The following is a 14,594-nucleotide window of genomic DNA, read 5'->3' as shown; positions in this document are numbered from 1 at the left end:
ACAGGTAGGTGACTAATGAAAAAAATCTTTTTGGCCATATTAAATATTGGCATTGGTATAGGCTTAGGTATCTTTATTGCAAAGAATTACATGACGCAACTTGAGCCAAAAACAAACAACGTAACTGTTAGCGTAGGTGACTTTTTAAACAAGACACAAAAGGTCAGCTATTCTAGCGATAAATTGCCTGCAATCCAAACCAGTCAAGCCGCCGCCATCCGTAAATTCAAATCACTTTATTCTAGTGCCGAAATTAAATCCATTTCCTTAGTGCCAGACAACGGCATCTATGTCTACAACATTATCGGCTACGATAACTACAAGGACTGCATGATTCAAGTCGACGCTACCAATAATCAAATCATCGGGCAATCAACCCAGGTACTCGACTACAACTATGATAAAGAATCTTCACTGAACTTAAAGAAAACTATTTCTCGTAAAGAAGCTACTTCCATTGCCTTGCGCGAAGTTCCTGGTGCTACGCCATTATCATGGGAACTAAAAGACGACAATGATCAAGCTATTTGGAAGATCAATCTGGTCGAAAACAGTCAAAAACGTGTCGTAAAAATTAATGCCGTCACTAAACATGTGATGTGAAAAATAAGCATTACCCTGAGGTAATGCTTATTTTTTCGCAATTTTTAATTATCTTGCTTGGCTGTTGGCACGTGACTTGTAATCACCGTTTTCAGTACCGATCACAAGCTTTTCGCTTTCGTTGATGAAGTCAGGAACTTGAACAACCAAACCAGTTTCCATAGTAGCTGGCTTACCACCACCTGCAACAGTGGCACCCTTGATACCTGGTTGAGTTTCCTTAACAGTCAATTCAACAGTTGCTGGTAATTCAATACCGATTATCTTGTTGTCATCAGTGAAGTCCATGTCAACGACAGTGTTAGGAATCAAGAACTTAACGTCGTCACCTAATTGATCAGCTGAAACTTCGTATTGGTCGTAAGTTTCAGTATCCATAAAGGTGTAAGTGTCGCCTTCGCTGTACAAGTATTGTGCGTTCTTCTTAGTTACTTCAACTAAGTCTACCTTTTCAGTTGGACGCATAGTCTTATGAACAACGGCACCACTCTTAACATCACGTAAGTCCATTTGCATAACGGTGTTACCCTTACCTGGCTTGTGGTGGTTAGCCTTCAAAACCTTGATCAACTTGCCATCTTGACTAAAAATCATGCCTTTTTTCAAATTAATTGCTTGTACCATTTACTTTTTCTCCCTTAATTTTCTTCAATCTCGTTTTTTTAATTTTTGCGTTTTTCTCTTTTTTAACACGCTGGGGGCAAAGCAAATTTTTTAATTAATAATAAATAAATCGTATTCATAATTTACAGTATACCAAATTAAATATGTCTTAGGTAAATTCGATCGATTAAATGTCCATTTGTTTTATGCAAAATCAAACTAGCTCGTTCCTTTGTTGGCGCAATATATTCACGCAGGTTGACCAAGTTGACCATTTGCCAGGTCTCTTCAGCTAGCTTTAAAGCAGCATCTAGCGGACCGTTAGCCATTTCATAGTAGAAATTATTTGGCTTATCTTTGTTTAATTTCAAGACCTTCTTGAAGCGTTGCATGTACCATTTTTCAATCAAATCTTCGTCAGCGTCGATGTAAATAGAGAAATCGAAGAAGTCGCTCGTTACGACTTGGCCGCTTTCCGGCAGCTGCAAAGTGTTGATGCCTTCGATAATCAAAACATCGGGATTCTTCACATGACCATATTTTCCAGGGACAATGTCGCTCAATTCCTGTGAATACAGTGGATACACGATGTCTTCTTTCCCGCTTAACACATCGCTCAAGAAATCGCTGAGCATCGTCATGTTGTAACTCTCAGGGAATCCCTTGCGTGGCATGAGGTCACGACGTTTCAATTCCTCATTGGGATATAGAAAGCCATCAGTGGTCATCAAATGCACTTTTAAGTCCGGGTACGTTCTTTTAAGAAGTAACTGCAATAAACGAGCCGTCGTCGATTTTCCTACCGCAACGGAGCCAGAAATACCGATAATAAATGGAGCCGGCTTAAAATCCTTATGTAAAAATTCAATCTGAGCCTTTTGTGCATTCTTTTTTTGTTGGTAAACTAAGTGTAAGTAGCTAATCAAACTAGTGTAAATTTCGTGGACGTCGGTTAAATCAACTACGTCGCCTAAAGACTTAATGTTAGCTAGTTCTTCTTTAGTGATGTTTACTTTATTTTTGGGCGCAAGTTTTGCCCATTCATTTCTTTCAAAGCTTGTATAATTCTTCATATCCTGTTCCTCTAACTTACTTAATTATAACGGAAAGGCTGAAACTATGAAAAAAATAATTTTATTTGGCGATTCAATTTTCAACGGTTATCGTGACGGCTGTGACACCAATCTTGTAACTAATTTGTTTAAAAAACAGCTTAAAAATTATGCACAGGTGGAAAACATCTCTAAAAGTGGTGCAACTACCGTCGAAGGCGTTGATTATTTAGTGCAGATTCCTGCAGAAAAAGATTTAACTGTTGTTGAATACGGTAATAACGACGCCGCAACGGCATGGGGCATTAGTCCTGAAAACTATGAAAGAAATCTAGGTCAAATCCTTGATGCTGTAGGTAAAAGCGTCGTTGTGGGACTTTGTTATCCCGATCCCACAAATAGCGAAATCAATCAATTTTATGGTGATGAGCGCCTCGATTTGTTTAACTCGATTGCCAAAAAAGTTGCTTTTGAGCACAAATCACCATTTGTGGATATTCTTCCGGCCATGAGAAAGCTCAAACACATATCGACATATTACCAAGCAGATGGCCAGCATTTAACTGATAAAGGCAACGGATTTCTGGTTAACCAGATTGTGCCCACAATTAAAAAAGAACTCGATTAGTTCAAGTCCTTTTTCATCATGATGTGCTGAATGCCAGCTTCTTCAAATGGCTCGCCGATTTCTTGATAGCCTAATTTGGCATAAAACGGTTCAACCCGCATTTGGGCATGGCAGTATAACGCCGCTACGCCCTTTTCGCGTAAGTATTCTTGTACCGCTTCAACCATCTTGCTGCCGAGGTGCATCCCTCTAGCCGCCTTTGACACCGCAACGCGACCCAACATCCACTTGCCATCTTCTTCAAAAATCCGGCAAGTAGCCAGCGCATTCGTTTGATCATCGTTCAAACGGTACGCTTGAATTGCGATCAAATCTTGGTCATCAAGTTCAGGCAAAGTAATCTTTTGCTCGGTCACAAACGTTTCTTCACGCAATCTTTCCGTGCAAAACAGCTCACGGCCGCTCATTTCATCAATCTTTTTCAGGGTAAAATCATTTATCTGCTTCATTGCTATCTACCTAAATAATTGCTTTCCTTGCCAAACCACTTTTTATTCAACTTAGCTAGTGTACCATTTTTTTGCAAGCGAACTAAGCCGGCATTGACCTTTTTACGCAAAGTCTTGTCACCCTTACGCATTCCGACCGCAAACAAATCCTTTGGCACATTATCATTTTGAATCACCTTGTAGTCCTTGCTCTTAGTCATGTGGGCAATGTAGTAGTTGGCATAAACTTCATCTAATAAAATACCCTGAATCCGACCGGCATTCAAATCTAAGAACGAATTAGAGATCGTGTCATAGAGCACGGTCTTTTTTGCGTGCAAAACATTTTGCTTAGTTTCATACCACTGCTCGGCAGTTGAACCGGTTTGCATCCCTAATTCATACTTTTTCATCTGCTTAAACGAATTAATGCCGCTGTCCTTCTTAACGACCAGTACCTGTCTGTTGCGCAAATATGGTCGACTAAAGGCCACTTTTTTCTTACGTTCAGGCGTAATACTGTAGCCGTTCCATAACAAGTCGATTGTGCCGTTACGCAATTCTGTGACGTTCATCGACCAGTCGATCGTTTGAAAACTAGCGTGGACGCCATATTGTTTAAACACAGCCTTAGCTAAATCAATGTCATAACCAGTTAGCTGCCCATTCTTTTTCTCAAAACCCATGGGCACGAAACTGTCATCAAGACCCACCACAACCTGATTTTTCTGTGCAATCTTACTCCAAGTGTCTTGCGTATTTGCGCGTTCCTGCACGCTTTCACAACCAGTTAGCACTAGCATTAAAGTAGCTAATAAAACGAAAATCCATCTTTTCTTCATAGGCTACGCCTCACTTAATGGCTGGACCTTAAGCATCTGATCGGCCACGTTCTTAGCGAAGGTCAAATCGTGCGTGATGATCAATTGCGTTAAGCCTGATTTCTTCAAATCCAAGATCATCTTTTCCACTTCTTTACGCAAATTAGGATCAAGGGCGGAAGTTGGTTCGTCGTAGCACAAAATTCTTGGATTCATGGCCAAAGCTCTAGCAATTGCCACCCGCTGCTTTTGCCCACCTGATAATTGGTACGGGTACTGTTTTTCTCGACCATTCATCTGCAATTGGTCCAGCAGCGTTTGGGCGTTTTGTTCCGCTTCAGCCTTGGATTCCTTAAGCACCATCGTTGGTGCTAGCGTAATGTTTTGCAGTACGTTTAAATTAGGGAAAAGGTTGAAATCCTGAAAAACGATGCCGACATTGCCGGGATCATATGGCTTGCCATCGATTAAAATTTCGCCGCTATCCTTAGTTTCAAGGCCCGCGATGATTCTAAGCAAAGTGGTTTTACCGGCGCCAGATGGGCCCACGATCGTCATAATCTCGCCATCTTTTAAAGTGAAAGAAATATCCTTCAAAATCGGACGGTTGTTAAATTCCTTGCATAAGTTCTTTACTTCTAACATTTTTTCACCTGACCCTACTTGTAATAAGAAAAGTGCTTTTCAAGCCGCTTAAGAATAAAGGCGCAAATACTGATCAAGAACAAGTAGATGACGCCGACTAGTACTAGTGGCACTAAGGTTACATCCCTTGCCATCGCAACGTTACCTGCTCTAAGCAAGTCGCCCAAACCAATTACGTAAACCAATGATGAATCCTTAACCAAATTGATGACTTCGTTACCGATTGATGGCAACACGATTTTGATCACCTGGGGAATAACGATCTTGGTCATTGTCTGCCAGCGATTCAAGCGCAAAACTCGTGCCGCCTCAAATTGACCTTGATCAATCGATTGAAAACCGCCCCGGAAAATTTCAGCAAAATAAGCAGCATAGTTTAAGACGAAGGCAAATAAGGCAGCTTGGTAACGTGGAAAGACAATATGAATGATTGGCAAACCATAAAAGACAAAAATTAATTGTAAAAGCAACGGCGTCCCTCTCATGATCCAGACATAAAAGTTAACGATCCACTTCAGCGGCTTGATCTTGCTCATTTCTCCCAATGAAACTAAAATTCCCAGCGGCGTAGCCAAAATTAAAGTCCAAAAGAAGATGCTTAACGTCATTCCCACTCCACTAAATAAAGCTGGCAATATTTCTGTAATGTATTTCAGCGACATACTCTCACCCATTTTCCTAATAAAAAAAGCCCTCTTAGGACTAGCCTAAGAGGACGACTGTATCGTGGTTCCACCTCATGTTTGCACTTGCTCACGCAAAATGCCTCACTAGGTTGATGATCGAAAAGAAAAAGCCCCCATAGCCTAATTGGCTACGAGGGCGAATGAAATCGCGGTTCCACCTCATGTTTGCAAACTGCTCACGCAGTCTGCCTCAATAAGTTCGATAATCAACCTTTAGCTGTAACGGGCTAACCCCGGGTTCTCCTACTTGTTTCAGAAAATCAACTCGCAGATGTGACTTCATACCAGCGTATGTTTCATTTCCACCATCAGAAACTCTCTATTACTGCGATAGGTACTACTGCTTCTGTTCTAAGTTGTTTTTAATGTTGATTAAGATAATAAACGACAAAAATTGATTTGTCAATTATTTTTCTTCGTAGGTACTCTTGTCTGCATCGAGTAATGGACTCTTTTCACCGGTGTAAATAATGTCCAGCTTGTACATAGCACGTGAAGTAATTGTGTAAACCAATTGCGTTTCATCGACGCGGTGGTAGTTTTCTTTTGAAGCGCCCCACATGATGACAGCGTCGAATTCTAGCCCCTTAGCCAAGTATGATGGAATAATCAAAGTCCCATCAACCAAACGCTGGTTAGCGGTCGCAATTAAAGTAGCCTTTTCACCGCGGTCAGCTAACATCTTGTGAACAAATTTAGCACTAGCTAAATCCTTGGTGATGACTGCAGTTGTCATCTTATGCTTTTCATTATCACGCAAAACATTGCTCAAAACAGCGACGGCTTCTTCGTCAGTCTTTCTGCCCCAGATAACTGGCTTAGGTCCCTTTCTGTTAAAGGCTTCGATCTTCTCACCTTGACGCAAAATTTGCTTGGTGAAGTTGGTCAATTCCTTAGTTGAACGGTATGACTTAGTAAGCTGCACTACGTCGGTCTTTTCTGGATCAAACAAACCAGAAATCTGCTTAAGCAAGCTGCGGCTTTCGTCCTTGGTAAAAATAGCCTGGTTCAAGTCACCCAACATGGTGAACTTAGCCCGTGGGAAGTTGTACTTCAGGTAAGCCAATTGGAATGGCGTGTAGTCTTGAATTTCATCGATAAAGGCATAACGCATCTCGTAGTCGGTTCTGCGGCCAGTAACTAAGTCGTAGAGGTACAAGTATGCGGAAACGTCGCTCATAGCAATATAATGACTCTTGAAGTTGTTCTTTACCTCTTCAACGTGCTTCATCCATTCGTCTTCGTCGATGTCCCACTTGCTTAAATCGACCATCTTAGGCACAGCACGCAAAAAGCTCAGGTATTGCGCACGCATGTTAAGGAAGTGGTTGTGCAAAATACGCTTGTGTACGCCCTTTAAAGCGGCTAAAACGATCTTTCTGCCCAAGAAGGCCTCTTCTTTAGCTTCAGATTCGAATTCTTGGTCAGGACGATCGTACAAGTCGTTCAATTCTTGTTGGCTCATCCCTTCAATGGTGTGAGCTACCCAAGCCTTCTTAGTTTCAGGCGTAATCTTGCGGTTAAGTATCTTGATCAATTCTTCACGCGTAGCATCGATACGGTTAGCCAAATTATAATTTTCATTGAATGAGTAGTAGATTTCTTTGATCTTGTCTTTATCAAAGTATGGCTTCTTCTTGTCGCGGAAGTAGATATTTTTAAAGATCACGCCGCGCTTATTAAGTCGTTTGGCATAACGGGTAAGCAAGTTAAAGAAGTTAACTGAATCCTTGAACTTGCTGATGTTGGTATCGGCAGTTTGATCTTCGAATTGCTTGAACAAGCTCTCAACGTTCATCCCTGGCAAACGACGAGCCACAAATTGCCAGTAGGTCATTTGAACCATGTTTTGTTCACCCATTTCAGGCAAAACGTTCTTGATGTAGTCGTTAAACAATTGGTTTGGACTAAACATGATGACGTCGCTTGAAGTCAGTTTGCCACGGTAACGGTACAAAAGAAAGGCAATTCTTTGCAAAATAGCACTAGTCTTACCAGAACCAGCTGCACCTTGAACAAACAACAAGTCAGCACTCGTATTTCTAATGATCTTGTTTTGTTCACGTTGAATCGTCGTTACAATCGACTTCATCTGCGTACTGGATTTTTCAGATAAAACAGACAAAAGCATTTGGTCGCCGATTGATTCGTTGGTGTCAAACATGTTGATGATCTTGCCGTCTTCAATCATGAATTGACGTTTCTTGGTCATATCAACGGTGATTTCGCCTTCTGGCGAATTATAAGTAACCTTGCCTAGTTTTCCATCATAATAAATTGAAGAAATAGGTGCACGCCAATCGTAAATTAAGAAATGATCATCTTTATCTGCAAAGGAACCTAAGCCAATATAGATGGTTTCAGGCTTTTCTTCGCCGTTTTCCTTGAAATCTACACGTGCAAAGTATGGCCGCTTCTCAAGGCGTTCTACCGTGTCGAGCTGCTTAGCTGAATGTTGCCAGGCATGTTCACGTTCACTTAATAATTGTTGCTGTTGGTGAATTGACAAGGCGGTTTCCATTGAAGTGGAATAGCCATCGTAGTCCAATTTCACATCGTCAAAAAAGTGTGAATTAAGCTCTCTTGCTTCGCCTTCAGCTGATTTGATAGATTTCTTTAAGGACTTTTCGCGTTCCTTGATTTGTTCCATGATGTTATCAAGGTGCTTTTGTTCAAGTTCTTTTTCATTATTTTCAGTTTTGGCTGTAGCCATTTAATCACCTTTTCCATAAAAAACTTGCTATCTATTCTACCATAAATAGCGCTTTCATAATAGTTTTCATGCTCGTAACCAAAATATAAGTAAAAATCGGTGAAAATTTAAGTTCTAAAGATTATAATTTCAGCATTGGAGTTGAAAATAAAGTATGAGAACATTTTTTAGATTTATTCGAAATATTTTCTTGCTTGCTCTTCTCGCCTTTGGTGTTTGGACTTATAAAAATAATCCTGACTTCCAAATAGCAACCAATGATTCCTTAGCGACACTCAGCTATCGCATCAACCAGTTGCTCGCGACGGGAACGGCAACAGCGCCCAAAAATGGCATTAATTCAAATACAAAAACCAATACTGATAAAACTGAAAATGATAATTCTTCTGAGACTCGTGTTTGGCCAAAGCCTGAAGCCAATGTCTATGTTGATATTAAAAACAACCTCCAGTTGCGTTCGGCCGCAATCGATGCGATGAACGCCTGGAACAGAACGGGTGCTTTCACTTTCCACCAAACTGATGATAAAAGTCGCGCCCAGATCGTGATCAGCACGGTTGACGACAGCGATACCAATGCAGCCGGTGAAACGGCAACGACTTATAACCCATCAACGGGTCATTTGTTAAAAGCCGACGTACACTTGAACCGCTACTACTTGCAAAACGAGTGGTACGGCTACAGCAACAACCGCATCGTCAACACGGCTGAACACGAATTGGGCCACGCAATCGGTTTAAACCACACCAATTCCGTGTCAGTCATGTATCCTAAAGGTTCGATCTACACGATTCAACCACAAGATATTCAGAACGTCAGAAAAATTTATCATGAAAAATAATTAGCTTTATCTGCTCACCTTTTTTAAATAAAATAAAAGGTGAGTTTTTTATTTTTATAAGGAGACAGAAATGAAGAGAATTTATGTCGTTCGACATGGTCAAACTTATATTAACCGTTACAACAAGATGCAAGGTTGGTGCGATACTCCATTAACTGAACCAGGCATTGAAGGTGCTGAAAAGGCCGGTGAAGCTTTAAAGGACGTCCCATTCGATATTGCTTTGTCTAGTGACTTAAAGAGAGCTAGCGATACCTGTGAAATCATCATGAAGCACAACGTCAACAAGGATGAATTGCAACACCTTGCTAGCCCATTCTTTAGAGAACAATTCTATGGCTACTTCGAAGGACTCGATTCTGAAATGGCCTGGCGCATGATCGGTGGCAGCCACGGCTACGCAACTAGACAAGAACTATTTGCCCACGAAAGTATCGATACGATCAAGGACTGGATTAAGGATGCCGACCCATACCACGATGCAGAAAACGCTGAAGAATATTGGGCACGTCTTGATAAAGGTTTTAAGTTGATCAGCCAACTTGATGGTGCCGAAAATATTTTGCTTGTAACACACGGCTTTACTATTAGAAGTTTGTGGTACCGCTACGGTGATAACATCCCTCTTGTACCGGGTCCTAGAAACGCTTCAATCACCATTATGACAATGAGTGACAAGGGCGAGATTAAGATCCCTAGCTGGAACAAGATGCATTTATAGCCAAAAAGAAAGCAGCTTTCCAATTGGAAAACTGCTTTCTTTATTTTTATCTATTTTTGCAAAACAAGGTTTTCATACAGTTTAACTGTAACGGCATAGTAGATGAAGTAGAGAACAATGAAGATTGAGAATGGTACCCAGAAGCCCATGTATGGATGTGGCAAAAGTGCTGTAAATAATCTGAGTCCAAACAAGACGTCGATCACACCGAGGATCCCAGGAAGAAGGAATAACACGCCAATTTCGTGTCTAATGGATTGCTTGAGCACCTTTCTTCTAGTACCAATCTTATAAAGCATTTCGTAGCGCATCTTGTCGCTGGCGGCGCCGCTCAAAACTTTGAACATCAATGTGGATGCGAGCATGGTGAGGAATGCGATTCCCAGGAAGAACCCCATGAATTCGAAACCACTGGTAAAACCCAAAATCATTTGGTATGAGAATGGTTTGGTTTGTGACAAAGCTTGAGCCATGGCTGGATTAGATGCCAGTTGCACCTTCTCCAATTTCATCAAAGTTGGGTAATCCTTAACAAAGTTTTTTACTGTAATTAAAGTAATAAACTTCTTTTGTCCTTGGATATTCTTTAACTGATTGGATGAAACTAATTTGACTGTCTTACCTAAAGTATTAGTTTGAATTCTCAAAACATTGCCAGCGTAACTGTCTTTCATAGTGAGTTCGCTAGTTTTAAGCGTAACTGGTTTATAAATCGGGAAGTTATTACCGTTTTGTTTAAACTTAACGTCTCTTAATGGTGTCTTTTCAAATTCACTTTTATCGAAGTAAACGTCTTTTTTAGTTTCAACATAGTGATATGTCGATCTGGTTTTGATGTCTAATTTATCCACATTCTTTTGAACAGCCGGACTGTTTTCAATGATTGTGGCGTCATAGTATGTGCTTTTTACAGCTTGGTCATTCAAAGAGTTGAAGTTAAGACCAACAGTAATGGCACCAAGTGCTAATGCGAAAAGTAGTGAGATAACTGAAAGAATACGGGTGTAATCGCGAATTCTGAATTTTAATTGACCTAGAGTGAAAATACGAATACCGCGGTAAGCGAAGTTCTTTCTTTTAAGTAGGAAATTAATAATGAGAGTGAAGAGAGAGTCGAAAGTGAAGTAGGTACCAGCAACAATAGTGATTAAAGCAGCTGGAATGATGAAGAAAATTGCGCTAGCTGGCATCCTCATGATGTAGTAACCAGCTGCTAAAAGTACAATACCTAAAATTGCCTCAAAAACTCTTAAACCATTTTTACGGCTAAGTTTAATTGGCTTTTGACTTTCGTGAAGCAAGTCAATGACTTTACTTCTAACGAGTTTATGCGCGTTTCTTAAAGCAGCAAGGAAGAAAATTGCAACAAAGAAGATCAAGGTCCAAATAATCGCACTAGGCAAAATTACTTGGAAGTGTGTAATTTTAAGACCAAGGTTAGCAATTAATAATTTAGAAATAAGTGCGGTTAAGCCAAACCCAATAAAAATACCAAGTACGGCTGCAATAATTCCTGTAAGCAAAGTTTCACAGAAGATCAATAAACCGATCCTGGAACTCTTTGCCCCCAGCATCATAAACATGCCGTAGTCGTGCTGACGCATGCTCAGCAAAAACGAATTGGCGTAAACCAGATAAACAAATGTGATAATTGCGAGCAGGACAATACCAAAGCCGAAAATAAAGCTTAAGTAATTTCCCGGTGCGTTAACGTCGTGACTCATAAAACCGGGATTAATGGCCAAAGACAAGAACATGTAGAAAATCATGCTGGCTACAACTAGCCCTGAAAACAGCACCGTGTAGTCTTTTAACCGGCTTTTAATCCCAGTTAAGGATAGCTTCCAAATCATGCTTCTCACCTCCTATTCTTCGGTTCCTAAGTGAGCAATTAATTCATGGTAGAAATCAGTTCTGCTCTTGTTACCCTTTACCATTTGCTCACCGATCTTACCGTCTTTGATAAATAAAATGCGGTTGGCAAAGCTGGCGGAAAATGGATCGTGGGTAACCATCAAAGTAGTTACGCCATCGTTTTTGTTTAAGTTTTCCATTGTATTTAAAAGTTCACGGGCACTCTTAGAGTCCAGCGCACCGGTTGGTTCATCGGCTAACAGCATGGCTGGTTCGTGAACAAGTGCGCGAGCTGAAGCAACACGCTGCTTTTGACCACCAGAAATTTCAGCTGGATATTTGTCCAAAATTTCTTTAATCCCCAACTTAGCTGCAATTTTATCCACAAGTGGATTAATGCGATTAGTTGAAATACCGCGCAAGCTGAGTGGCAACGCAATATTTTCACGGTTGGTCAAATTTTCCAATAAGTTGAAGTCTTGGAAGATAAATCCAATTTCCTTACTACGGAAGTCAGCCATTTGGTTGGCATTTAAATTGCTGATGTCTTTACCGTTGATAAAAACTTGGCCGGTAGTTGGCTTATCAAGCGTTGAAAGAATGTTTAACAAGGTAGTCTTACCAGAGCCTGAAGCACCCATGATTGCGACGAATTCGCCTGAAGCGACCTTGAAGTTGATGCCTTTCAAAGCTTGGTATTGTTTTTCGCTTTTTTTCCCGTAAGTCTTGGTGATATTGTTCACCACAAGAATTTCATTCATTTTAAAAACCTCATTTCTCTGCTTTTTGTTTTACTGTATTATTCAATTAATACAGTAATATGATATTACAATTTTGTCAATCTGTTTTTGGCACAAAAAAAGCTTTCCCACTTTTTAACAAGTGGAAAAGCCTATAACATCAAGCTTTAATTGCTAGTTTTTGTTTTGATTAATCTGCACTTTCCTAAAGTTTGAATCTCTTGTTGACCATCGACTCGATGGAAAATAGCGTTCTGGTATGACAACTTCTCTTTCTTTTTGCTCTTGTCCTTAAACTTTCTGATAAAGGTTACTTCATAGTTCACATTGCTGTAATTGCGTTCGCCTGGCAAGACTGAGATTACCTTCACCTTCACGCTGTACTTCTTAAGATTCTTTTTCTTCTTCCAAGCCTTAACTTGCTTAGCAATCTTCTTGTAGTCGGCATTATCTTCACCATTTTCAAAGGCTTCGGCGTCTGGCTCCTTGAAGTTGTTGTAGAGCATTCTAGCGGCATCCCCCGCCTGAATCAAACCAGGCCAAATCGGATTGACAATGTAGTCGCCTTCCTCATCTTGGTAGACGTCTTTTTCGCTGTTGCCTTGGTAAGTATCGGCGGTATTGTCGTAGTCGGTCACATCATCTTCACTATCGCTAAATTCTGAGCTGATTGATTGTGACAAGTCTCTAACCGTTTCGGACTTAATCTTCTTGCCGTTAACGGTGCTTTGGATGTAGATTTCCATGCGCTTAGCAATTGGATAGTCTTTAAAAGTATAATTACCGTACTTGTTGAGCTTACCTACCTTACGGTCGTTGACGTAGATAACGCCGTTAGGCACGCTGCGGATTTGGAACGTAGCCGTCTTGATATTCATATCGACGGTCTTGTTGGACCAAATATTGACGATTGAATCGGCATCAAGCTTGCGGCCGTTAACCGTTGATTTAACTGAAATGTGGTAGCGTCCTGGGAAAACCATGCCTAAATCTTGGTAGTAGTTCTGGTTGCCACCTTCCATTTGACCATAATTTTTGTGGTTAATCATCAAAGTTGAACCAGCGTGGTTGGTCTTAATCTGCGGACGATAGACTTGCACACGCAGCGTGTATTTTGGAAAGAGCAGGAAGTATCTGCCGGATTCTACCAACTGAATTTCGCCGCTATCACGGTTGTGACGCAAGTTATAAGCTAAACGGTTAGCAGCTTGCTTATGCTCTTTAAAATAGCTTTGGAGCGGTTTTAAACTGCTATCGGTGACGTTCATATCTGGCGTTGAAGCTGTTACGTATTTTGCCATTCCAGTTTTTGGATTGCGTAAATTCGTCACAATACGGTTAATTTGCCGATCTTTTGTATAATAAAAATTACCAGCGGCAACGAGAATACCGATTAAGACAATAATGATCCCTGTTGCCCAAAGTTTTTTATGTTTTTTCATGTTTACACCCTATTTGAAAATGCCTTTTTTTACTAGGGTACCAAGTTGAGCTAAAATAGCAAATATCTTTTTTGAATTAATCAAAGGGAAACATAATGGAAATTAATTTTGATTTTTTAAAAGACAGCAAGTACTTCAATGAACAATATCCTGCTGCAGAAAAAATTTATAAGTTATATGCGCTCGATGACTATCGCGATGTTATCAGTAATGCACGCCTGCTGCTTGAAACGATCGTGAAGAAGATTTTTAAGCTAGAAAATTTAAACCAGTATTATCCGATCCGCGATGGCGAATACCGCAATTTGCGAAACGATACACATTACTTACGCTCAGAGGTTAATTATCCGCTTAGCATCATGGATTTATTCGACGAAGTCCGCCGTATGGGTAACGCCGCCATTCATGATAGCAAGTTAGAACCTGATAAAAAGCAGGCCTGGCACTGCATTTGCGACCTGCATGATATTTTGGTCTTCTTGATCAACAGCTATGAAAGTAGGGATCTTTACTACATCAGACCTGATATTGCGATGGAAGCTCAGACCGATGAAAAGCATTATTTCAATCGAAAATCAAAGAGCATAACCACCCAGCATATTCGCTTATCTGATCATAAAAGTACTAAGAAAAAGACTAATCATCATCAAAATAAGAATCTAAAAAAGGCTAAATATTATTCTTCTACTAAACAAGAAAATAAGGAGAATAATACTCAACCTACTAACATTGATGATTCTAATCAAAAACCAGAAAATATCTTCACTAAAATCAAACACTTTTTTGCAAAAAAATAGACGGTAGAAATACCGTCTTT

Annotated in this window: 15 protein-coding genes and 1 other annotated feature; of the genes, 5 read left to right on the top strand and 10 right to left on the bottom strand. The window is 40.3% G+C overall.

Features of this window, described 5'->3' with window-relative positions; translation table 11 throughout:
- The first annotated feature begins 15 nt into the window (after positions 1-15).
- Positions 16-603 (top strand): PepSY domain-containing protein, encoded by a 588-nt coding sequence (locus LA20531_RS07690; RefSeq protein ID WP_056939840.1) that lies wholly within the window; start codon positions 16-18, stop codon positions 601-603.
- Positions 604-651: 48 nt separating this feature from the next.
- Here LA20531_RS07690 and efp read toward each other — a convergent pair whose 3' ends face one another.
- Complete coding sequence (gene efp, locus LA20531_RS07685; RefSeq protein WP_056939841.1) at positions 652-1,227, bottom strand: elongation factor P; 576 nt, start codon at positions 1,225-1,227, stop codon at positions 652-654.
- A 137-nt stretch (positions 1,228-1,364) separates the two neighbouring features.
- On the bottom strand, positions 1,365-2,279 hold the full coding sequence (gene coaA, locus LA20531_RS07680) for a type I pantothenate kinase (protein WP_056939842.1): 915 nt from the start codon (positions 2,277-2,279) through the stop codon (positions 1,365-1,367).
- Positions 2,280-2,325: 46 nt separating this feature from the next.
- Between coaA and LA20531_RS07675 the strand changes: the two genes are divergently transcribed.
- On the top strand, positions 2,326-2,886 hold the full coding sequence (locus tag LA20531_RS07675) for an SGNH/GDSL hydrolase family protein (RefSeq protein ID WP_013438556.1): 561 nt from the start codon (positions 2,326-2,328) through the stop codon (positions 2,884-2,886).
- On the opposite strand, the gene LA20531_RS07670 is transcribed toward LA20531_RS07675, so the two are convergent.
- From LA20531_RS07670 to helD, 5 genes are all read right to left on the bottom strand, one after another.
- On the bottom strand, positions 2,883-3,335 hold the full coding sequence (locus LA20531_RS07670; protein ID WP_013438557.1) for a GNAT family N-acetyltransferase: 453 nt from the start codon (positions 3,333-3,335) through the stop codon (positions 2,883-2,885). The genes LA20531_RS07675 and LA20531_RS07670 overlap by 4 nt on opposite strands.
- 2 nt (positions 3,336-3,337) lie before the next feature.
- Positions 3,338-4,156 (bottom strand): amino acid ABC transporter substrate-binding protein, encoded by an 819-nt coding sequence (locus LA20531_RS07665; protein WP_056939843.1) that lies wholly within the window; start codon positions 4,154-4,156, stop codon positions 3,338-3,340.
- 3 nt (positions 4,157-4,159) lie between these two features.
- Positions 4,160-4,780: an amino acid ABC transporter ATP-binding protein gene (locus LA20531_RS07660; RefSeq protein ID WP_056939844.1), complete on the bottom strand. Its 621-nt coding sequence runs from the start codon at positions 4,778-4,780 to the stop codon at positions 4,160-4,162.
- A gap of 14 nt (positions 4,781-4,794) precedes the next feature.
- Positions 4,795-5,442 carry an amino acid ABC transporter permease gene (locus tag LA20531_RS07655; RefSeq protein ID WP_056939863.1) on the bottom strand — a complete coding sequence of 216 codons (648 nt, stop codon included), beginning with the start codon at positions 5,440-5,442 and terminating at the stop codon, positions 4,795-4,797.
- Between the two features lie 153 nt (positions 5,443-5,595).
- Positions 5,596-5,829, bottom strand: a binding site (T-box leader).
- A gap of 43 nt (positions 5,830-5,872) precedes the next feature.
- Positions 5,873-8,179 (bottom strand): RNA polymerase recycling motor HelD, encoded by a 2,307-nt coding sequence (gene helD / locus LA20531_RS07650; RefSeq protein WP_056939845.1) that lies wholly within the window; start codon positions 8,177-8,179, stop codon positions 5,873-5,875.
- Positions 8,180-8,333: 154 nt separating this feature from the next.
- Here helD and LA20531_RS07645 point away from each other — a divergent pair, with 154 nt between their 5' ends.
- Both LA20531_RS07645 and LA20531_RS07640 read left to right on the top strand, forming a co-directional pair.
- Positions 8,334-9,020: a M57 family metalloprotease gene (locus tag LA20531_RS07645; RefSeq protein WP_056939846.1), complete on the top strand. Its 687-nt coding sequence runs from the start codon at positions 8,334-8,336 to the stop codon at positions 9,018-9,020.
- 70 nt (positions 9,021-9,090) lie between these two features.
- Positions 9,091-9,741, top strand: coding sequence for a histidine phosphatase family protein (locus tag LA20531_RS07640; protein ID WP_056939847.1), 651 nt, complete (start codon positions 9,091-9,093; stop codon positions 9,739-9,741).
- 50 nt (positions 9,742-9,791) lie between these two features.
- Here the strand turns inward: LA20531_RS07640 and LA20531_RS07635 are convergent, their stop codons facing one another.
- From LA20531_RS07635 to LA20531_RS07625, 3 genes are all read right to left on the bottom strand, one after another.
- Positions 9,792-11,594: an FtsX-like permease family protein gene (locus LA20531_RS07635; protein ID WP_056939848.1), complete on the bottom strand. Its 1,803-nt coding sequence runs from the start codon at positions 11,592-11,594 to the stop codon at positions 9,792-9,794.
- A 12-nt stretch (positions 11,595-11,606) separates the two neighbouring features.
- Positions 11,607-12,356 (bottom strand): ABC transporter ATP-binding protein, encoded by a 750-nt coding sequence (locus tag LA20531_RS07630; protein WP_056939849.1) that lies wholly within the window; start codon positions 12,354-12,356, stop codon positions 11,607-11,609.
- A 146-nt stretch (positions 12,357-12,502) separates the two neighbouring features.
- On the bottom strand, positions 12,503-13,777 hold the full coding sequence (locus tag LA20531_RS07625) for a TcaA 3rd/4th domain-containing protein (RefSeq protein ID WP_056939850.1): 1,275 nt from the start codon (positions 13,775-13,777) through the stop codon (positions 12,503-12,505).
- Between the two features lie 95 nt (positions 13,778-13,872).
- On the opposite strand from LA20531_RS07625, the gene LA20531_RS07620 reads away from it, so the two are divergent.
- Positions 13,873-14,574, top strand: a complete 702-nt coding sequence (locus LA20531_RS07620; RefSeq protein WP_056939851.1) for a hypothetical protein — start codon at positions 13,873-13,875, stop codon at positions 14,572-14,574.
- Positions 14,575-14,594 lie beyond the last annotated feature (20 nt).

The sequence above is a fragment of the Lactobacillus amylovorus DSM 20531 genome (assembly GCF_002706375.1).
GTDB classification, from domain to species: Bacteria; Bacillota; Bacilli; order Lactobacillales; family Lactobacillaceae; genus Lactobacillus; species Lactobacillus amylovorus.
The sequence above is the reverse complement of the archived record's forward strand: the minus strand, read 5'-3'. Positions and strand labels throughout refer to the sequence as shown.